Genomic DNA, 21015 nt, shown 5'->3' on the forward strand with positions numbered 1-21015 from the left:
GCGCAAATTCCCGCGTCTAGACTTGAGCAAGACGTCACACGAGGACTAAGTTCCTCCCCAATGGGCACACCAATTCTAGCACCCTCTATGCTAGCGGCCGACCACACACGGCTCGCGGAAGACATCAAAGGCGTCGAGCAAGCCGGCTGCAGCTGGCTCCATGTCGACATTATGGATGGACACTTCGTGCCGAACCTAACCTTCGGCCCTCAAACCGTCGCCGACCTGCGACCTAAAACGAAGCTTTTCCTCGATGTTCACCTGATGCTCGACAATCCACAGGATTTCGTCGAGCCCTTCATCAAAGCTGGAGCCGATCAAGTCACGGTACACGTCGAGCCCGATTACGACGTGTCGGCTTGCTTGAGCAAGATCAAGGAGCTCGGAGCCAAGTGCGGCGTGGTGTTCAACCCCGGCACTCCCGTAGACGCTGTAGAACCCTACCTGGATGCCGTGGACATCATCTTGGCCATGACGGTTCAACCCGGCTTTGGAGGCCAATCCTTCCAAGCGAGCGTCCTGAAAAAGACAGCCCAGCTGGCCGCTTGGCGACAGGAAAAAGGCTTGGATTTTCGCATCGAAGTGGACGGTGGCGTTAACGCCGAAAACGCTCCCGACTGTCGTAAGGCTGGCGTGGATACCTTTGTAGCAGGAACCGCATTCTTCAAAGCCGCCGATCGCGACGCATTCCGGCTCAACATCGAAAGCCTCGCCTGATGCGAACCATCCGTCCACGATACAACGAGTCGGACCTCGAAACGGTTCTCCTCACTAGCGAAGACATCCAAAGACGCATCTCAGAGCTTAGCTCCGAACTCTCCGAGCACTACCAAGGAGAAGATGTAACCATTGTTTCAATACTCAGCGGGGCCCTCGTTTTCACCGCTGACCTCATTCGCTCCTGCAATTTCCCAACCCGCTTAGACTGCTTGCGAGCCGAATCTTACGGCAATGCGACAACAGCCCAAACCCCACCTCGCATTACCAATCCCTTGAAAACGGACATCAAGAACCACCATGTCTTGGTGGTTGACGACATCCTCGACTCCGGAAACACACTCAAGGCTATCATCGCTCACCTGGAAAAGCACTCCCCCGCTTCCCTCAAGACCTGCGTGCTGCTGGACAAGCCCGCACGGCACGAAAAATCCTTTTCGGCAGACTTCTGCGGCTTCAGCATCCCCGATCAATTCGTGGTCGGCTACGGACTCGATTTCGCAGAGCGATACCGCAACCTCTCCTGCATCGGCGTCCTGCGCGAAGAACTGCAAAACTCCGACACCCACAGTTGAACCTTTCAGGCGGCTATCCGCAGCGAACCTCGATACGGCTATGATTCTAGCAAACAAATGGGAGGATTACGAAATCCTCGAATGCGGCGACGGCATGAAAAAAGAACGTTGGGGCGACGTAGTCCTCGTGCGCCCCGACCCCCAGGTAATCTGGCCTCGCGCGACTCCCGACTGGGGTAAATACGACGCACTCTACCACCGCAGCGCCAAGGGTGGCGGCAAATGGGACTACCACAAAAGCCTCCCCGAAAGCTGGATCATAAAGTATCGGGATCGCCGCTTCAAAATTCGACCCACGAACTTCAAGCACACCGGCCTTTTTCCAGAGCAAGCCGTAAACTGGGATTGGTTCAGCAAGAAAATCAAGAGCGCCAAAGGCCCCGTAAAGGTGCTCAACCTCTTCGGCTACACCGGAGGAGCAACCGTTGCCGCCGCGGCGGCGGGAGCGGAAGTATGCCACGTGGACGCCGCTAAGGGAATGGTAGCTTGGTGCCGCGAAAACGCAGCATTAAGCAATCTCGGAGAGGCCCCCATTCGTTACATCGTGGACGACTGCGTGAAGTTCGTCGAACGCGAAATTCGACGCGGAACCCAGTACCAAGGCATAATCATGGATCCACCTTCTTACGGACGAGGCAGCAAGGGCGAGGTTTGGCAATTCGAGCGCGACCTCTACGGCCTGCTGCAGAAGTGCACCCAAATCTTCGACTGCAACGGGCTCTTCTTCCTCGTAAACGCCTATACCACCGGCGTATCTCCAACTGTAGTCGGAAACCTGTTACGCGAGTCCATGTCAGCCTTTACAGGACAAGTGAGCTCCGGGGAAGTCGGTCTTCCCATTTCCAACAGCCTCAATACCCTCCCTTGCGGACTCTACGCTCGCTGGGAAGCCTAAACCAATGACACGTTTGTGTTACAAAGCCATAGCTCCCACGCTTCGGGTTTGCATGCAAAGATACCGGAGGCACAGATTCGACGTCCCAACAACGACCTTCGACAATGCCAAAGTACGACTTCGTTAAGAGCAAGTTCTTCAATTTCTACCGGAACATAGACTACCCAACCTACAAGCAGGAAAAGGAAGCGCTGCAAATCGAGCTTCTGAAAATGCAACACTGGGTGGTGGAGAACAAGAAACGAGTCGCCATCGTATTCGAAGGTCGTGACGCAGCAGGCAAAGGCTCCTCCATCAAGCGCTTTATCGAGTACATGATGCCCAAGGACCTCCGCGTCGTCGAACTCGGAATCCCCACCCCAAGCGAATCCAAATACTGGTTCCGCCGCTACGAGAAACACTTTCCCAAGCCCGGCGAAATCGTCTTCTTCGACCGTTCCTGGTACAATCGGGCCATGATCGAGCCCACCATGGGCTACTGCAAAAAGAGCCAGTACAAGTACTTCATGAGCAAAGTGCTCGATTGGGAGGAAAAGCACATCGACGATGGGCTCATCCTCATCAAGCTCTACCTCTCCGTGAGTAAGGAAACCCAGCTCGTACGCTTTCAGGAGCGCATCACCAACCCGCTCAAATACTGGAAGTATTCGAAGAACGACGAAAAGGTTCGCGAGTACTGGGACGTTCTCACCAAATACAAGGAACAGATGTTCGAGCGCACGTCTTCCGTCAAGAGCCCATGGGTAGTAATCGGATCGAACAACAAGCTCGAAGCCCGCCTGAAGGCCATGCTCTACGTCCTCACGACCATACCGCACGACGACTGGAAGAAGTTCCGCCCACTTTCCAAAAAGAAAACAAGAACTCGCTACAGCAAAACGATCGAAGGCGTACAATTTAAGAACTTGAACTACCGGCAGTTCAAACTGCTGGAAACGCTACAAGCCCTCTACGATGCATAAACTTCGCACGGTCGAAGCCGCGGGCGGTCTCACAATCGACAAGCAAGACCGCATCCTCTTCATCTTCAAAGACGGTAAATGGGACCTCCCAAAAGGCCTCATCGACAGAGGCAAGTCCGCATCGAAGACCGCCTTGCAAGAAACCTGCGAGGAGACGGGGCTGGACCCCGAAAAGCTCCGCGTATTGGGCGAATTGATACCGACTGTGCATATTTCCAAGTACGCCAAGGTAAAGTCACTCAAGGAAACGCGCTGGTTCCTGATTCGATACAACGGAGCCGAGCGAACGTTCAAGCCCCAGAGAGACGAAGGAATCGAACACTGCGAATGGATACCTTCATGGGACCTGGATCGCCCTTTGGCGAACTGCCCGGCTCGTATCCACTATCTGGTTAACTTCTGGCTGAAAATCCGCAAGGAGCTAGAGCTTTAAGCCTGAGATAGCCGAAACCAGTATTTGGATACAACAACGGCGACTTTCCTTTCGGAAAGCCGCCGTCTGAAGTGGCACGGAGTAAGGGAGTCGAACCCCTAACCTCCTGATTCGTAGTCAGGTGCTCTATCCAATTGAGCTAACCCCGCTTCAGTGGTTAACCGCCGGTGTGGCGATCAGGGTCAGGAAGAAAGTAGCTTTAGCGTGTCCTGACAAGGACTTTTTTCAAAAAAAATAAACCGCCCGGCTTTCGCCGGGCGGCCTCCTTAAATTCAAGAGTTTGCTAGGGAAGCTTAGACCTTCGGCAGGCTAGCCGGGATGTCCACTTCGTGCGTATCCTTGCGTTTCACGCGTTGGAGACGTGAACGGCGGCGAAGCATTCGGTCGAGCTTGTCGACCAAGAGATCCACTGCCTTGTAGCAATCCGGGTCGGCCACAGAGACGTTCATCGACGGGCCATTGATCTCGATGTGCCCCTTCGCGATGAACTCGTGCTCGCTACCGCCCTTACCGTAGACGCATTCTAGTTCAACCTTGACCCGTATGATGCGCTCTTCATGCCTGAAGAGTCGCTCCACCTTATCCGTTACGCTCTGCTTGATTGACTCAGTCAGATCCATGTGGATACCGGTGATGATTAGGTCGTGGTTGTTCTCAGTGTACATGATACTCCTTTGGTTATTAGTTTTTCGACGGAAAATCCCAGCAATTCAGAGCAATACGTATGGGCTCTAAATACGACCTAGCCATAGTAACTGGAGGTTCTTCTGGGATTGGAAAATCAATCATCGAGGATATTTCGAAGCTAGAACCGGCCGCCTCGCTTTTCAACCTTTCTCGGCGAAAACCGGCATCTTTTTCCAACGACTCAAAACGCGTACACCTTGAGTGCGACTTGTCCGACAAAGGCTCCCGCTCCCGGGTATTAGAAGAACTGGAAAGAAAGATAAGTGCATCTACGCAAACAGGTTCCATCTTGCTCGTGAACAATGCCGGCTTCGGGATCTACGGCGGCGTGGAAAGCAACTCTCCCTGCGATCACCTTGAGCTGCTGGAGGTCAATGTCTGCGCGCTCGTCGAAATCACGACCCGACTGCTGCCCCTAATCAAAGAGCGAGGTGGAGCCATCATGAACATCGCTTCAACCTCCGCCTTTCAACCAACCCCGTACCTCGCGAGCTACGGAGCAAGCAAGGCCTTCGTGCTCAATTGGACCTTGGCCCTCAACGAAGAGCTTAGAGGAACCCGAGCTCGGGCCATCGCCGTCTGTCCCGGCCCCACTAGAACCGAATTCTTCAAAAGGGCTGGCTTCTCTACACGAGTCGTGCCAGCCGGCTATTCCCACCACCCAGAGGAAGTTTCCCGCTTGGCCCTTGCGGCCCTCGAGAACTGCAAAAGCTTCACCGTTACCGGCACGCTCAACAAGCTCGCCTCCATTTTCTCAAGTCTCCTTCCACTCAGCCTACGCACCCGCGTCTCGGGCAAAGTAATTCGGCGCTTCCGCCCCAATCCACACAACCAATAATACACCTATGCCCGCAACTGACTGGGGCTGGCTCGTTACGCCAGAAGAACTCGAGGACTGGATCCTGCAAAACGACGACCACGTCGTCTTGGTCAACAAACCGGCCTTGCTCGTCTGCCACCCTTCGAAGCAAGGGCCTTGGTCCTCGCTGGCGGGAGCCTGCCGCGAGTACCTTCAATCCGATCGCTCTCACCTGGTTTCCCGTCTCGACCGCGAAACCAGCGGCATCGTGCTTTTCGCCAAGCACCGCCTCAAGGCTCGCCACCTTCAAATGGCCCTCGAGCAGCGCAAAGTCGCCAAGACCTACATCGCCATCTTGGAAGGCGAACTCGAGAAGGAAACGTTGGTCGACGCCCCGCTTGGCCCAGACACGCAGAGCATCGTGCGGGCCAAGAATACCGTTCGCCACGACGGCAAGCGGCAAGATGCCCAAACCCTGTACACACCCCTCGTTTCCAACGGACGCTACACGCTCGTCAAAGTCGACCCCATCACAGGCCGCAAGCACCAGATTCGCGCCCATGCCCTGCACATCGGACACCACATCGTCGGCGACAAACTCTACGGTCCGGACGAAGGTCTCTTTCTCGACTTCATCGAGGACGGATGGACCGAAAAGATGGCACAGGTGCTCCCCATCAACCGCCACGCCCTGCACGCCTACCGCATGGTATTCGATATCGAAACCGGTCCCGAGACTTACATCGCTCCTCTCACGCAAGACTTGGCCGCCTTTTGCCGCGAAAACCTCGGCCTTTCCACCGAGGCGCTAGAGGAAATCCTTCAACGAGTCTAAGAGAGCCTCCTCTACTCCATTCCCCGATCTGTAAAGCGATTGTGAATTTACACTTTATTTAACAAGCGAGATCGGCTCTACTGCCAACATGAGATTCAACATGTTCGGCATCATCTCCCTTATGATCTCCGCGATCTTCATCTGGATTTACGTGGTAGACTCACTCTGGACAATTGCCCGCTCGTTGGTCGCATAAGAAAAGCTCAGCTGTCCCAAACCTTGATCTCTAAAAGTCCGCTTCTCAGAAGAGAGCGGTCTTTTTTTGTGCTGCAAACAATCAAGAGCCCTCGCTTCCCGTAGAGCACGCGAACCTCCATCCTCTCTAAGCCCGTGTCCCAGTCCTCCGTACAAGATCCGCTTTCCCTCTCCAACGTAAAGCGATTCATCGCCTTTCGCGTACTCTTCAACGCTCGGTTCTACTACCCGGTATTCACCATTCTCTTCCTCGACTTCGGTCTGACCCTCGAACAGTTCGCGATCCTCAATACCGTTTGGGCCCTTACGATCGTGCTTCTGGAGGTTCCATCCGGCGCCCTGGCCGACACCATCGGACGCCGCAACTTGGTAGTCCTCTCCGCGATTATCATGGTGCTCGAAATGCTACTCATCGCATTCGCGCCTATCGGTAACACGCAGGTCGTCTTCTACCTCTTCCTCGCCAATCGAATTCTCAGCGGGGCCGCCGAGGCCGCCGCCAGCGGAGCGGACGAAGCCCTCGCCTACGATTCACTCACAGAACACGGCCTGGAAAAGCATTGGGGCATGGTACTGGAGAAGCAAATGCGGCTGCAGTCGATTGGCTTCGTGATCGCAATGAGCCTCGGAGCGATCCTCTACGACGTCGAAAAACTGAATGCCGGACTGCAATGGGTCGGGCTGGATTGGCAAATCAGCAAAGAAATCGCCATGCGTCTTCCTATCTTTGGAACCCTCGGCTTGGGAGTACTCGCCCTCTTCACGACCCTCGGCATGAGGGAAACCAGCGGAACCGAACCGCTCGGCAACTCATGGGCAACCGTCAAGCAATCGTTTCTCAGGACAATGGAAGCGGGCGGTTGGATTCTCAAAACGCCGCTGGCCCTGGTCATCATGTGCTCCGGCATGCTTTTCGACCACATCGTTCGCATGGTCCTCACCCTTAACAGCGAATACTACCGGCAAATCGAGCTTCCTGAATTTAGCTTCGGCTTCATCGGAGCCGGCTTGGCCCTCCTGGGCACCGTGATGCCTCGACTGGGTAAGGCCATGGCGGAACACCGCAGCAAGGCCTTCAACTACATTTCCTTGGCGCTCTCCATAGCCATCGGTCTGTGGCTCATGGCTCAATTCATTCCGTTCTGGGGAGCCTTGCCCATGGTGCTCGTTTACGGCGGCATTTTCCTCAACGGCTTTTTCGTAAGCCACTACCTCAATCAAATCACCGATTCCAAACACCGAGCCACCGTGCTCAGCTTCAAGGGGCTCTCCTTCAACCTCGCCTATGGCGCCATCGGCTACCTCTACGCCGCCTCCATCGCCAAGCTCCGAGACAGCGAGCCTATCGCAGCCTTGCCGGAGGAGAAAGTGAGCGGCGCCCTATTCCAAACCGCCTTTACTTGGGGTCCTGGCTACTTCGTATCACTCGCCATCGGCGTATTCGTCTTTGCTGCCGTCTACCTGAAAGCGCGAGGTCCCGCACGAGACCGCTAGGCGACCTCGCTGCGCGGGCTGAGGTCGAGTTCCTGGAACCACTCCGGAATACACGCCAAAATCCGCAAGACCGTGCCGATATGGATCACCTGGCTTAAAGCTAAACTGTTTTCGCTCACCTGCTGGGTGTTCTCGGTAATCGCGTCCGACAGGCGAGCGACTACCTCCAAGCGCACTCGGAGCTGCTTGAACCTCTTGTAATAATCCGTATCCATAATCTGGACACTTCTAGACTTCCGCGGACGCATCTCTGCTTGCAGCTTCACGACCTGCTCGTTAATCCAAACCTTGCACTCGTCCTGGTAGCTCACGCGAAATCCGTTCACCGCTTTGAGCAATTGTTCCTGCAACGTCCTAACCTTGTCCTTTGGAACCACTCGCATAAGAGCTACCAACTCTTGCGACCTCAATACTTCGGGCGAAAGATCGACGGATTCGCTGTTGGCGTGCTTCTGCCCCACCAGCATGCGATGATTGGTCAGGATGTGCCTCAAATGCTCCTGGATATCCATGTAGGAGACGTATCCGATGTCGCTCCGCAAGGCGCCCCACTGGCGCTCGCAAACCGATAAGAACTTTTTGCAACGGATCGCATGCCCCTCCCCTTCATGACCAAAGGAGTTGGAGGCATACGCGTCGGCAACCTGGTTGAAAGTATCGTCGGCAACCTGGGAAAACTCCTCCAGCCGATCCCGAGCCCCTTCCACCACTTCGATGATAAACTTTTCGCAGTGCTTTTCCAGCTCCTCACGCTCGTTTACTTCCTTCTTTGGAGCCTCCTGTTTTTTCGACTTCTCCTCATTCGCGTAGTAGTCGTTGAGGGAAGACGAAGCAGGCACACTCTTCGTCGAACTGTCCTTGAGCACCTGCATGGCGATGTAGCAAGCGATACCGAAAAACGCGCAAACGGCGGCAATGCCCAACACATCTGTGATGGCATCACTCGGGTGCCCCCCGGAAATACTGGCTAACTCCAAAAAGGTCATGGACGGCTCGAAAACGAAGGTATGATTACTCCCCTACTTACTCGGCAAAATACGGTTCGAGTTAACCAAAGCGCTCTAAACGCCCCGCAGGGAATATTCCCTAGACCGACATTAGCAGCGATTTAACAAGTCGCCGAGGAGCAAGTTCGCTCAGCTGCGAGTGTCCAAGACCGTTCCCAACATCTCATGATGGGCTTGGATCACGCGAGCGTTCGCGCCGTACATCGCTTCCGCCTTGGCCATTTCAAGGATCGGATTCGGTCCGAAATCGCCGCTCGCGACTTTGGCAGCCGCTTTGTTCAGCTTGCGTTCACCCTTGCCCATACCTTCGCGAGCTTTGTCGAAGATCGTAGATGCACTGGTGGTGACGGGACGGATTGCCATGCTTCATTCTAGCAAAGCGCAGCAAGAAAAACCATCGAGCAATCTGCTCAAAATGCCATGGTCTCCTTCCCCTATCGACTAGCGCCACTCGTGCTTAGGGTACCGTCCCTTCAGCTCTTTCTTTATCCCCTCGTAGGATCCTGTCCAAAAGGCAGCCAAGTCGTTAGTCATCTGAATCGGACGCATATTCGGAGCCAGCAGTTCAATTCTCGGAACCGCTCGCCCTTGGCAAAACTTCGGCGTATCCGGAATATCATACAGGCACTGAATCTTCGCAGACAATGTTAACTGTCCATCAGGATCGACCCGCAAGCGAGCCGGCTTACCGTTTGATAGCTTAATCTTTTCCTGCAGCTCTCGATCCACCATGGCTAGGGTTTCCCGTCCAACCCATTCATGCAAGACGGGCATGACCTCCTTGCGTTTGAGGTCTTTGACGCTTTTCACGCCTTGGCAACACTGTTCTAGAATTAAATCCATCGCATCTTCATCGATCGGATCGAATCCGTATTCAGAAAATGTAGACGCGACAAAATTCACTTTTCGAATAAAGTGCTCAACCTCATCGTCCCACTTCGCCAGCTTAGCCTTCCCATCTCGAATCAATTGGGCAAAAGCTTCGGCTGCCTTAGCAGGATCTGGCTCCAGACTTTCCTTGGAGGCGATCTCCAAATCCTGAAACCTGACGACCCGGCGTTCAAGCACGCGCTTCTGCCTTTCATCAAATACGGTCTCGACCACATCGGAGAACAATTCGGGAAACAAATCCTCTAGCCAAGCGAGATCAATCGCCGAACACAGGTTGAAGACCGTGTTCACTTGTCCACCTTGCCGCCCGATCTCGCTGACTTCGCAGGCGACAAAGAGCTCCGCGTCTCCCGCTCGACTTTCCCGAGCGAGATCGCCACGCCGCTTGCCTACCATTTCACAACGAAGCGTGCCTCGATCCAAGCGGCGGCAAACACGATCAGGAAATCCAAACAACAAACACTTTCGAATTGCGACTTCCTTGGAGCTCGGAGAGTCCTCAACTCCTTTTAGCTCCATCAAACCGCTCGCTTCCGCGTATTGAGAAAGCTGATTCGCCACCTTCAAAACCTGTCGAGAGCTCTGGGCATGCACGCCAATCTCTTGGCAAAACCGCATGTCAAATCGCTCTTTCAAAGCAGCTTCCCACGCTACCATCTGGGCAATAATATCGCTGCCACCCGCATCGCCCCAAAGCGCCTCACGACGCTTTTCGACCAACTTGTCGACCTTCCGCAACAAAATGCTACGCGACTGAGCGAGAGCAGATGCCAACGCGATTTCGTCCACGCAACCGAAATCCTGGGCCGCCAGCAGCATGGACGCGTATCGCGGATGCAGCGGAAAAGCGCTCATCTTTCTCCCCCGCGCAGTCAGGCGACCATCCTTGTCAATGGCCTCCAATCCTCTCAACAGCTGGACTGCATCCTGCAGACGTTCTTCGTTCGGACGTTCGAACCATTCGAACGCATCCACAGAATCGATACCGGTCGCCAAGAGCGAGAGCAGCATTTCCGACAAATCGACGCGCCTAACCTCTGGTTCCTCAAACGGGGCCCTTGCGGCTTGCTCCCTCTCGCTCCACAGACGAATTGCCCTCCCCGAGGCCGTACGTCCCGCTCTTCCCGCGCGCTGCTTTGCCGATGCATCGCTCACCTTTTCGATCCACAGCGTGTTGATGCCCCGAACAGGATCGTAGCGAGCAACTCGAGCCTGACCACTATCAACCACCAGTCGAACGTTGTCGATGGTCAAAGAAGTCTCTGCCACGTTCGTGGCCACGATCACTTTGCGGCGATCGCCCCCCTCCACCGCCTTGTCCTGATCCTGAGCGCTCAGCTCGCTGTGCAACGGGAGCAGTTCGAATTCGCGAGCCGACAATCGACTCCCCAGCGCCGCGATGGTTTTGCCAATCTCGAAAGCGCCGGGCATGAAAATAAGGGCATGCCCTTCCGTTTGCTGGGCCAACGCTTCAACTGTCGCCTTAGCTGCCACCTCCCAAACCGGAGCATCACTACTGGCGAGCCGATTATCGATGTAAGCAATTTCCACCGGATACGTCCGCCCCTCGCTTTTCAGTATCCGACAGGGCTTCAAATATCCTTCCAGCTCACTCGCATCCAAGGTAGCCGACATGATTATCAGCTTCAGGTCCGGACGCTTGCTTCGCTGCAACATGAGCGCTCGAGCAAGCGTCAGGTCTGCGTGCAGGCTGCGTTCGTGGAATTCGTCGAATACGATGCAGGAAACGCCCTTCAACTCCGGATCCGCTATCATACGACGGAGCAATATTCCCTCCGTCACGAAGTGGACCTTGGTGTCCCGGGAGGCTACGCGATCGTGCCGCACCTGATACCCTATCGTTTGCCCCAACGACTCCCCCATTTCCCAAGCCACCCGCTTGGCGAGCATACGAGCGGCGATGCGGCGCGGCTGTAGCACAACCGCCTCGCCATGCTGCAAAAATCCGCCTCGCAACAAAAATTGCGGAGTCTGCGTAGATTTGCCCGATCCCGTCGGAGCTTCTAGCACCAATCGATTCGTATCCGCAAGTAACTTACAAAACTCGGACTCGATCTCCAGAATCGGCAAATCCATAAATACGGCCTAAACCCGCGAGAGGTGCGAATTACAAAACGGCGACTTCATTCGCCCAAATCTGCTCGAGTGGCTGACGCTCGCGAATCACCGCCACTCGGCCTCCCTCGCGCACTAGCACTTCTGCCGATTCCGGAAAACTGTTGTAATTCTTGGAAGACATCGACGAGCAATATGCTCCGGCTCCGCCTATCACGAAGTAGTCACCCAGCCTGGCTTCCGTCAAACGTCGCGGACTGAGAGCTTCCGGATCGCCAGGGGCCGGAGTGAGAATATCGCCAGACTCGCAGCAATGCCCTACCACGATGTAGTCCTCTTCTCCGCGCTTGGAATCGTCTGCTGGCAGTACCCACATGGGATGCTGGGCACCATACATCGACGGACGCGTATTGTCCGTCATGCCGGTGTCGAGCTTGAGAAACTTGTATCCAGATTCGCCAGTCGCGGTCTCGTCCTGCACTCGCGACAGAATAGAGGTACAGTTCGCGACCAAGTAAGTGCCAGGTTCCACTTCAAGATGTATCTTGCGTCCAGTTCGATTCGCGAACTCCTCGAATTCGACCTTCATCTTCTTTCCAATGACCTGCAAATCAGTCGTCTTCTCACCTTCCACGCGACCCACCTTGTAGCCACCACCCAAATTCAAATGGGTCACGGACGGGAAAGCGTCAACCAAGTCCAGATTCATGCTGACAACGCGAATCCAGACCTCGGGATCGCTGCCGCTTCCGATGTGAGAGTGAATTCTGAATACATCGAGGTCATACTTTTCAACGAGCTGCTTCACTTCGTCCAGCTGCTCGTGCCAAATGCCAAAAGAGGAAGCTGGGCCGCCGACATTGGTTCTCTGAGTGCCGCCAGACCCGAGGCCCGGGTTAAAACGCAGCCCGACCTTGCCGCCAGGCAAAGCCGCTCCGTAGCGCTTCAACTGGCTGATCGAGCAGATATTCACCGAGATGCCAGACTCCACCAAGCTGTCGAAGTCTTCAGGTAATTCCTGGGTACTCAGAGAGATGCGCTGCGGCTCGATACCTGCGGCGATCGCCCGTCTAACCTCGTAGCCAGAGCTAGCGTCGAAGTGCAGCCCCATAGATGCGAACAAGCGCAAAATATTGGAGTTCGGACTCGCCTTCATGGCATAACGGGCCGTCAATCCGTAAGCATTGGGAAAGGCCAGAACCTTGGCCGCGCTCTCGCGCAAGGCAGCTTCGCTGTAAACGTAGCAGGGCGTTCCAACCTTGCTCTGGATTTGTTCCGCGAGTTCGCGGTCGATGAAATTCTTTGCACTCATTGTATCAAAATTCTGGTGGCGCGGCTTCTCAGAAGAACGCTGTAACGCTTGTCGATCCTTACGGCATCCAAGGATACTTCGAGAAGTCCGGCTTGCGCTTCTCTAGGAAGGATCGTTTCCCTTCGGTGCCCTCTTCGGTCATGTAGTAGAGGTAGGTCGCATTACCCGCCAACTCTTGAATGCCTGCCTGGCCGTCCAAATCCGCATTGAAGGCCGACTTCAAGCAACGGATAGCTGTGGGACTGTGCTGCAGCACCTCGCGAGCCCACTTTACCCCTTCCGCCTCAAGTTGCTCCACGGGAACGACAGCGTTGACCAATCCCATGTCCAAAGCCTCCTGAGCATTGTACTGGCGGCAGGTGTACCAAATTTCACGAGCCTTCTTTTGACCCACCATGCGAGCAAGGAAGCTGGCGCCAAAGCCTCCATCGAAGCTGCCGACGCGCGGACCTGTCTGCCCGAAAATCGCGTTATCCGCAGCGATCGTCATATCGCAAATCACGTGCAAGACGTGCCCTCCGCCGATGGCATAGCCGGCCACCAAGGAGATCACGACCTTAGGGATCGAGCGAATCATCTTCTGCAGGTCCAGAACGTTGAGACGCGGAACCCCATCGTCCCCCACATAGCCAGCATGCCCACGCACGCTCTGGTCTCCACCGGAACAGAAGGCGTATTTGCCATCCGTGTGCGGGCCAGCTCCGGTGAGCAGAATGACGCCGATTGACTGGTCCTCACGAGCATCGCAGAAGGCGTGAAACATTTCGTTCACAGTTTGCGGACGAAACGCGTTTCGCTTTTCCGGCCGGTTGATAGTGATCTTCGCGATACCGTTCCACTTGTGGTAGAGGATATCGTGGTACTCATTGACGGCTTGCCATTCTGCTTGAGACATAGGGGCCGGATTCTGGGATCAGAAGGCCTTGCTGCAAGCACGAAGCGTCACCGCGGCTCCCTAGAGAAATGCTTGAAAGTCGGCCGGCGGCTTGGCCTCGAGCTCGAGTTCCTTCTCGGTCAGTGGGTGGACAAACTTCAAATAACAGCTGTGCAACATCACGCGCTCCGGCTGCTTGGCCAGCTTGGGCAGGGGCTTGTAGCCGTAAACCGTGTCCCCAAGAATGATGTGTCGGATGCTCTTCAGGTGGACGCGTATTTGATGAGTACGCCCCGTGTGAATACGACAACGGAGCAGGCAATATCCCTTGTCCGCGAAGGCTTTCACGAGGGTCCAATCCGTCTTCGCCTCCCGAGCCCGACCTCTGCCCTCGAAACCGACTCGCATCTTGTGCCGCTGGTTCGGGTTGCGTTCGATCGGCCTGTCCACCGTTCCGCTCATCAATTCAGGTACCCCGCACCCTAGCGCGAGATATTCTTTGACCAAGGAACGCGACTGAAACAATTCGCTCAAAGCGCGATGGGCCACATCCGTTTTCGCCGCCATAATCAGTCCCGAGGTCTCGCGATCAAGCCGATGCACGATACCCGGTCGCTCAATGCCCCCAATGCCACTCAGCTGTCCCGCGCAATGGTGCAGCAAACCATGCGCAAGCGTTGGTTCAGCTGGGCCCGCACCCGGGTGAACGACGAGACCGGCAGGCTTGTTTACAACAACCATGTGCTCGTCTTCATGAATCACCTCTAGATTCATGTCTATCGGCGACATATCGAGCTTCTCCACACGCGGCATGGCGAACTCGACCACGTCTCCTTCCGACAATTTGGTCTTCTTTTCGATAGCCTTTCCGTCGACCTTTACCAAGCCAGCTTCGAATGCCCGTTGAAAATCCGAACGGCTGTGGTCCGGAAATGCATCGGATAGCATCTTGTCAATTCGAGCCTTGTAGACTCCTTCGGGAACTTCCCAGCTTATGGTTTCGCTCATGATACGATTGCCGCGTCGATTTGGGCTATGTATTCGCGTTTCAACGACGAATCGAGCTGAGAGTGCTCAAACCCGTTCTTGGCGAATTGGCCGAGCTCCTTGCGAGAAAAGCCTAGCCCATTTGCCAAAGCCCGGTACTCGTCAAGAATGTCGTTCGCGAAACAAAGAGGATCGTCCGTACTGATGGTGCAAACCACGCCCGCATTGACCAATTCACGCAAGGAGTGATCTTCCAAGGCTGGAAACACACCCAATTTCACATTGCTCAACGGACAAACATCCAAGATCACTCCTTCGTCAGCCAAACGCTTTACCAAGACCTTGTCCTCCACTGCCCGCACTCCATGCTGAATGCGGCGAGAACCAAGCGTGTCCAGAGCTTCGTAGATCTTGTCCGGCCCGCCGAATTCCCCCGCGTGGCACTTGATGATTTTTCCCGCGTCGCGACAACGTTTCCAAAGTGGCGGCGTCCAGTCTTCCAACGCATGCCACTCTTGCCCATGCAGGTCTATGCCGTCGAGCTCATCCCACTCGTGCAGCTTCTCGAAAACCGGACGCATCACTTCCGTGCAACCATTTCGTACCATGCCGCCAATTACCTTCACCTCCAGGCCTTCCGGAGCTGCGGACTTGATCGCTGAGATAATCTCCGGCCCATCCACGCCGATAAACTCGATCATGTGAAGATGGAAGCTGGTCTCGACGTATTTGATATTCAACGACACCATCTTCTCGAACATGCGCTTGCAGGCGAGATGGTAACGTTCTGCAGAATTAAACCACACGATCGCGTGATCGATCAGCAAATTCTCGAATTCGACGAATCCTGGATAGCGGTAGCCGGGCGTTCGAAACTCTGGAGTAGCAGGAAAACGCTCTCCGTCCAGCTCGTTGAGAAGCTCATAAGGCAGAGCTCCTTCAACGTGCAAGTGCGTCTCCGTTTTTGGGATACGCCGTATAAAGTCTTCTAGTTCAGACTGAGCTTCGCTCATGCTACTTTGCTACCAAGTTATTGGGGTTGAGCGACAACAGCTCGTCTGTTACGAACAAGCCGTCCTTGCGAATCAAAACGTCGTCAAACCAAATTTCACCACCGCCGTATTCGGGACGCTGGATGCAAACCATATCCCAATGCACCTGCGACTTGTTGCCATTGTCCGCATCTTCATAGGCCTGCCCTGGAGTAAAATGGAAGGATCCCGATATCTTTTCGTCGAACAGGATATCCCGCATCGGCTCCTTGATGTACGGGTTGAAACCGATCGCAAACTCACCGATATAACGGGCGCCCTTGTCCGAATCTAGGATTTCGTTGAGACGCTTCGTATTGTTCGAGGTGGCTTCTACGATACGTCCTTTCTTGAACTCAAGTCGTATGTCGTCGAACGATACCCCTTGGTAAACGGAAGGAGCGTTGTACTGCAAAACACCTTCCACGCTGTCGATGACTGGACAGGAGAACACCTCTCCATCCGGAATGTTGTGGGTGCCCACGCAGGCTACCCCACCTATTCCCTTGATTGAGAACTTCAAGTCAGTGCCCGGTCCTTTCAAATGGACGCGATCCGTTGCCTTCATCAAGGCGGCGAGAGCATCGCTGCCCTTCTTCATGCGGGAATAGTCGAGATTGCAGACCTTGAAGAAAAAATCTTCGAAGGCTTCCGAACTCATCATGGCTTGCTGCGCCATGGCGGAGGTCGGCCAACGCAGGACGCACCACTTGGTCTTGTTTACCCTCCAGTCGAGAACCGGCTTCATGACTTGGGACACGAGCTGGGCCTGCTCGCTAGGAACGTCTGAAGCTTCGAAAATATTGTTGGACCCACGCAGAGCGATGTAGGCATCCATGTTCTTCATACGCTGCAGCTCTATGGCGCTTTGGATACGCAACGACTCCTCCGTGGTCTCCAGAGAGAGCTCCCGATTGACGCGGGCGTGGTTGAGATTCACATACGGAATAGCTCCAATTTCACGAGCTGAGCGAATGAGTTCGACGATGATTTCATCAGGCACGTCAAACGCGTCGATGAGGACCCGCTCTCCTTCCTTCAAATTTGTGGAATAGCGCGTCAGGTTTTTGGCCAATTGCGAAAGGCGTGGATCGATCATGCCTACTCTACGAATGTATTTCCCTCCACGTTGCAACGCTTTAGGTGAAGGAGTTGGAAGCTAGACAGTTAGTTTACGCTCTACCTTTTCCGTAAAGCAAACGCGAGACACCGCCTCCTCGAAGTCGTCCGCCCCTCGCATGATGTCAATCTCGAGCCTTAGATAGTAGAGCGGAATGGAAAAGGAAATCGTGTCCGGAATACGCACTGCGTCCTTCTCCGTGGTAACGATAAACTCCAAGCCAGCAGCCTTCGCTTCGTCCACGATCTCCAGCAACTCGTTAGCGTCGAAGCGGTGATGATCCGTGAAGCGTCGCGTGTAGAGGAGATTGGCCCCAAGGTTTCTCAAAAATCCCTCGAAGCTCTGCGGCACTGCAATTCCGCTGAAGGCTCCGATGCGACGGTTCTTCAATTCCGTCAACTCGCGCCGTTGCGAGCCGTTCACCTCCTGCAGGTACTGCGGCCGGTGGGCGCACTCGATGACGTCAACCCCAGGATTGTGCTTCTGGATCAAGGCTTCGAGCTCTGGGTCCGGACGTCCATCTGACTTGGTCAAGAAGACATAGGATGCCCGCTTCAAGTGACGCACCGGCTCGCGAAGAATGCCGCGCGGCAGCAGCTTCCGGTTACCAAAGGGATTGCTTTTGTCGACCAAGAGGAGATTCAAGCGGCCTTTAAGAGGCAAGTACTGCATTCCATCGTCCAATATCAAGGTGTCGCAGCCGAACTTCTTGATCGCGTAGGAACCACTCTTGACGCGATCCTTGTCGACGAGAACAACCACTCCAGGCAAGTTCTTGGCGAGCATGAAAGGCTCGTCGCCAGCCAACTCAGAATCGAGCAAGACCTTCTTGCCATCGCTGACGATCTTGGGTGGCGGCGCAGCGGCGCCTGTCACGTAGGTTCTCCAAAGTCTGGCCTTCAAAGTCTCCTTCTTGACCGTCTTGCTCTTGTAGCCACGGCTAAGAATAGCCACTTTCCGTCCCCGTTTGTGCAAGGAGCGAGCGAACTTTTCTACCACCGGCGTCTTGCCCGTTCCGCCAACCGTCAAGTTTCCCACAACCACCACTAGACAACCGAGGGGTTGATCCTTGAGGATACGGTTGCGGTAAAGGAAAAACCGCAAATGTACCAAGGCCCCGAATACAAACGACAGGGTTCGCAGCAGGATCTTGAAGGCGACCGCGCGCTTGCCTCGCCGACGGTCGTTGACCACTTCCACCGCGAACTCCTCGAGCTGATTGAGCATGCGCTTCCTGTTGCTGCTACTCATTCGCTCGTATCAAAAACGGTTAAATCGGCTGTGCCACATTGTCATAAAACGCCCATGCTTAGACACCCCGTCCCAGCTCGCCAAGACCAATCGCCCGCGTCCGCGAATTGAACCCTTAGCTGCCGCCCGCTTCCAAAATTGTACTTGCAAGCCTCCGATTTTGTCCTCATCGACCGAAAAATAGCGACCTTTGCCACCCTCCAACCGCTCAAACGGAGCGAAAGGGAGCAAAAATCGCAAGCGTCGCACCTCTCGACCTCGAAAATCCAACCAACGTCTTACCAAGTACACTATATATAATGAAGTCTCTCGTCATCGCGGAAAAACCGAGCGTCGCTCGCGACCTTTGCAAAGCAGTCGGCGGAAAATTCGCCAAGCACGACGAGTACTTCGAGAGCGACGAATACGTTATCACCTCCGCAGTGGGCCACATCGTCGAGCTCTGCATGCCGGAAGACTACGACAAGCGCGACGCCTTCTGGAGACTGGCGAACCTCCCCATCATTCCCGAGCAGTTCAAGCTCAAGCCGATCGAAAAGACCGAGTCCAAGTTCAAGTCCATCAAGAAGCTGATGAAACGGAAGGACATCGGAACCGTGATCAACGCCTGTGACGCGGGTCGCGAAGGTGAGCTGATTTTCTCTTACGTCTACAAGCTGACCAAGTCGAAGCTCCCAGTAAAGCGACTCTGGATGCTGTCCATGACGCCAGCCGCGATTCGCCAGGCGTTCAAGGACCTGCGGGACGGCGAGGAGATGCAAAACTTGGCCGACGCCGCGCAATCCCGCTCCGAAGCGGATTGGCTGATCGGCATCAATTGCACGCGTGGCGTCACCAAGCGCCTCTACGGCTCACGGGCAGGGAACGTCGCCGGCGTCGGCCGCGTACAAACTCCGACCCTCGCAATCGTCGTCGAGCGCGAACGCCTCATCGAGTCATTCGAGCCCCGCGACTACTGGCGCATCGTCACCGACTTCGGCATCACCAACGGGAGCTACCAAGGCGTTTACCAAAAGCCCGACTTCAAGAAAGGCGACGACGAGCACAACCGCATCGACCGCATCTGGGACGAGGAGGAGGCCAACAAAATCGCTGCGGCTCTCGAAGGGAACCCTGGCGCTCTCGTAAGCGAGGAAAAGAAAAAGTCCCGCCAGGCCGCACAACGTCTCTACGATCTGACCACCCTGCAGCGCGAGGCCAACAACCGCTTCGGATTCTCGGCGCGACGCACCTTGCAGCTCGCCCAGTCGCTGTACGAAAAGCACAAGATGATCACCTATCCGCGTACCGACTCACGAGCGCTGCCGGAAGACTATCCCGATACGGTTCGCAGCACGCTCAAGAACCTGGAGTCCTCGCTCGGTGAAATCGCGACCCGCCCTGTATCCAACAATTGGATAAACCCCAAAGACAAGAGAGTCTTCAACAACAAGCAAGTTTCCGATCACTTTGCGATCATCCCAACGCCTGATTCCCAGAAAAAGCTCAACGACGACGAAGCGAAGATCTACGACATGATCAGCCGCCGCTTCGTGTCTATCTTCTACCCCAGCGCCGAGTTCAACGTGACCACTCGTATCAGCGAGGTCCAAGGGCACAACTTCAAGACCGAGGGCAAGGTCCTCGTCTCGCCCGGTTGGCTAGAAGTCTATGGCAAAAGCGTAACCGTAGCAGGAGTGGACGACACTCTCCCCGCCCTTTCGGAACAGGACGGAGAGCCAGCCAAGGCTCAAGTCGAAGGCTACGAAAAGATTGCCGAGCAAACCAAGCCGCCTCCCCGCTACACGGAAGCTACCCTTCTCTCAGCCATGGAAGGAGCCGGCAAGCTCGTCGAGGACGACGAACTCGCGGATGCCATGAAGGAAGGTGGCCTCGGCACGCCAGCCACGCGAGCCCAGATCATCGAACGACTGATCGCCGAACGCTACATAGAGCGCGACCACCGGGCCCTTTGCCCAACCCCTAAGGCCGAGACGCTACTCGACTTCCTTACCTGCATCAACGCAGAGGTCCTTACCAAACCGGAGCTTACCGGAGAGTGGGAATACAAGCTACACAAGATCGAAGACGGCGAATTGGACCGGGAGGTTTTCGTAAAGGAAATCATCGGCATGACCGAAAAGATCGTAGATAGCATCAAGAACTTCCAGGAGAACGACGACGACCTGCTACCCAGCGAGCTCAAGTCTCCCATCGACGGTCAGCCGCTCTTCGAATCCATGCGAGCCTTCAAGACCAAGGGCGACAAGAAGCCCGAGGAGGGCGAAAAGGACACTCGCTTCGCGATCTACAAGATCATCGGCAACCGCAAGATGGAAGTCGAAGAACTTAAGGAATTGCTGGAAAAAGGAAAAGTCGGCCCCATCGACAACTTCCGCTCCAAGTCCGGCAAGCCCTACAGCGCCAACCTCTATCTCGATCCAGAGACCCACCGCGTCAAATTCGACTTCGGAAACGGCGACGGCGACAGCGGAACAGTGGACTTCTCCACAATGACCCCCGTGGCAAAATGCCCGCGCACTGGAGGCGACGTTTTCGAAACCCCTGCCGCCTATGTGGTACGCGTGATGGAAGGCGACAAGGAAACGACCCCGATCCGCGTGAGCCGCAAGATCCTCGACCGCGAAATCCCGCTCGAACAAATGATGAAGCTGCTGACCGACGGGAAGACCGACCTGCTCGACAAGTTCTGGTCCAAACGCACCAAGCGCCCCTTCGACGCCTACTTGACCCTGCAAAAGAGCGGACAGACCAAATTCGAATTTCCTCCGCGGGCGGCAAAGAAAGCCACCAAAAAGGCGGCCAAGAAAGCAGCCAAAAAGGTCGCCGAAACCGACTGATCCATTCTCAAAAGGCCGTCCTCTCCCAAGGGCG

At 55.2% G+C, this 21015-nt stretch carries 19 protein-coding genes and 1 tRNA gene; 9 read left to right on the plus strand and 11 right to left on the minus strand.

Features of this window, described 5'->3' with window-relative positions; translation table 11 throughout:
• The first annotated feature begins 60 nt into the window (after positions 1-60).
• The 5 genes from rpe to IEN85_RS13340 all read left to right on the plus strand — a co-directional run bounded on the left by rpe (position 61) and on the right by IEN85_RS13340 (position 3582).
• Positions 61-717: a ribulose-phosphate 3-epimerase gene (rpe, locus tag IEN85_RS13320; RefSeq protein ID WP_191617576.1), complete on the plus strand. Its 657-nt coding sequence runs from the start codon at positions 61-63 to the stop codon at positions 715-717.
• A complete protein-coding gene (gene hpt, locus IEN85_RS13325) occupies positions 717-1292 on the plus strand; it encodes a hypoxanthine phosphoribosyltransferase (protein WP_191617577.1) in 576 nt (191 codons plus the stop codon). The genes rpe and hpt overlap by 1 nt, the downstream gene beginning before the upstream one ends.
• 40 nt (positions 1293-1332) lie before the next feature.
• Positions 1333-2187, plus strand: coding sequence for a class I SAM-dependent methyltransferase (locus tag IEN85_RS13330; RefSeq protein WP_191617578.1), 855 nt, complete (start codon positions 1333-1335; stop codon positions 2185-2187).
• 104 nt (positions 2188-2291) lie between these two features.
• Positions 2292-3149: a polyphosphate kinase 2 family protein gene (locus IEN85_RS13335; RefSeq protein ID WP_191617579.1), complete on the plus strand. Its 858-nt coding sequence runs from the start codon at positions 2292-2294 to the stop codon at positions 3147-3149.
• The gene (locus tag IEN85_RS13340; RefSeq protein ID WP_191617580.1) at positions 3142-3582 is read left to right on the plus strand and encodes an NUDIX domain-containing protein; all 441 of its coding nucleotides are present in this window, start codon (positions 3142-3144) and stop codon (positions 3580-3582) included. Before IEN85_RS13335 ends, IEN85_RS13340 begins: the two co-directional genes overlap by 8 nt.
• Positions 3583-3654: 72 nt before the next feature.
• Here the strand turns inward: IEN85_RS13340 and IEN85_RS13345 are convergent.
• Both IEN85_RS13345 and hpf read right to left on the minus strand, forming a co-directional pair.
• Positions 3655-3731, minus strand: a tRNA-Arg gene (locus tag IEN85_RS13345).
• A 144-nt stretch (positions 3732-3875) separates the two neighbouring features.
• Positions 3876-4247, minus strand: coding sequence for a ribosome hibernation-promoting factor, HPF/YfiA family (gene hpf / locus IEN85_RS13350; RefSeq protein ID WP_191617581.1), 372 nt, complete (start codon positions 4245-4247; stop codon positions 3876-3878).
• 59 nt (positions 4248-4306) lie between these two features.
• Between hpf and IEN85_RS13355 the strand changes: the two genes are divergently transcribed.
• The 3 genes from IEN85_RS13355 to IEN85_RS13365 all read left to right on the plus strand — a co-directional run bounded on the left by IEN85_RS13355 (position 4307) and on the right by IEN85_RS13365 (position 7592).
• Complete coding sequence (locus IEN85_RS13355) at positions 4307-5107, plus strand: SDR family NAD(P)-dependent oxidoreductase (protein WP_191617582.1); 801 nt, start codon at positions 4307-4309, stop codon at positions 5105-5107.
• 7 nt (positions 5108-5114) lie between these two features.
• Positions 5115-5903: an RluA family pseudouridine synthase gene (locus IEN85_RS13360; RefSeq protein WP_191617583.1), complete on the plus strand. Its 789-nt coding sequence runs from the start codon at positions 5115-5117 to the stop codon at positions 5901-5903.
• 330 nt (positions 5904-6233) lie between these two features.
• A complete protein-coding gene (locus IEN85_RS13365) occupies positions 6234-7592 on the plus strand; it encodes an MFS transporter (protein ID WP_191617584.1) in 1359 nt (452 codons plus the stop codon).
• Here IEN85_RS13365 and IEN85_RS13370 read toward each other — a convergent pair.
• The 9 genes from IEN85_RS13370 to lpxK form a co-directional block, all read right to left on the minus strand.
• Positions 7589-8578 (minus strand): hypothetical protein, encoded by a 990-nt coding sequence (locus IEN85_RS13370; RefSeq protein WP_191617585.1) that lies wholly within the window; start codon positions 8576-8578, stop codon positions 7589-7591. The genes IEN85_RS13365 and IEN85_RS13370 overlap by 4 nt on opposite strands.
• Before the next feature lie 150 nt (positions 8579-8728).
• Positions 8729-8962, minus strand: coding sequence for a hypothetical protein (locus IEN85_RS13375; protein WP_191617586.1), 234 nt, complete (start codon positions 8960-8962; stop codon positions 8729-8731).
• 78 nt (positions 8963-9040) lie between these two features.
• A complete protein-coding gene (gene hrpB, locus IEN85_RS13380) occupies positions 9041-11587 on the minus strand; it encodes an ATP-dependent helicase HrpB (RefSeq protein WP_191617587.1) in 2547 nt (848 codons plus the stop codon).
• A 31-nt stretch (positions 11588-11618) separates the two neighbouring features.
• A complete protein-coding gene (locus IEN85_RS13385; RefSeq protein ID WP_191617588.1) occupies positions 11619-12878 on the minus strand; it encodes a diaminopimelate decarboxylase in 1260 nt (419 codons plus the stop codon).
• Between the two features lie 58 nt (positions 12879-12936).
• A complete protein-coding gene (menB, locus tag IEN85_RS13390) occupies positions 12937-13773 on the minus strand; it encodes a 1,4-dihydroxy-2-naphthoyl-CoA synthase (RefSeq protein ID WP_191617589.1) in 837 nt (278 codons plus the stop codon).
• A 60-nt stretch (positions 13774-13833) separates the two neighbouring features.
• Positions 13834-14760, minus strand: coding sequence for an RluA family pseudouridine synthase (locus IEN85_RS13395; protein WP_191617590.1), 927 nt, complete (start codon positions 14758-14760; stop codon positions 13834-13836).
• Complete coding sequence (locus IEN85_RS13400) at positions 14757-15752, minus strand: adenosine deaminase family protein (RefSeq protein WP_191617591.1); 996 nt, start codon at positions 15750-15752, stop codon at positions 14757-14759. Before IEN85_RS13400 ends, IEN85_RS13395 begins: the two co-directional genes overlap by 4 nt.
• 1 nt (position 15753) lies before the next feature.
• Positions 15754-16869, minus strand: a complete 1116-nt coding sequence (locus tag IEN85_RS13405) for an aminopeptidase (protein ID WP_191617592.1) — start codon at positions 16867-16869, stop codon at positions 15754-15756.
• A 60-nt stretch (positions 16870-16929) separates the two neighbouring features.
• Entirely contained in the window at positions 16930-18141 is a 1212-nt protein-coding gene (lpxK, locus tag IEN85_RS13410) for a tetraacyldisaccharide 4'-kinase (protein WP_191617593.1), read from the minus strand.
• 299 nt (positions 18142-18440) lie between these two features.
• Between lpxK and IEN85_RS13415 the strand changes: the two genes are divergently transcribed.
• Entirely contained in the window at positions 18441-20981 is a 2541-nt protein-coding gene (locus IEN85_RS13415) for a DNA topoisomerase III (protein WP_191617594.1), read from the plus strand.
• Positions 20982-21015 lie beyond the last annotated feature (34 nt).

Origin of the sequence: Pelagicoccus enzymogenes, from assembly GCF_014803405.1 — a bacterium.
GTDB classification, from domain to species: Bacteria; Verrucomicrobiota; Verrucomicrobiia; order Opitutales; family Opitutaceae; genus Pelagicoccus; species Pelagicoccus enzymogenes.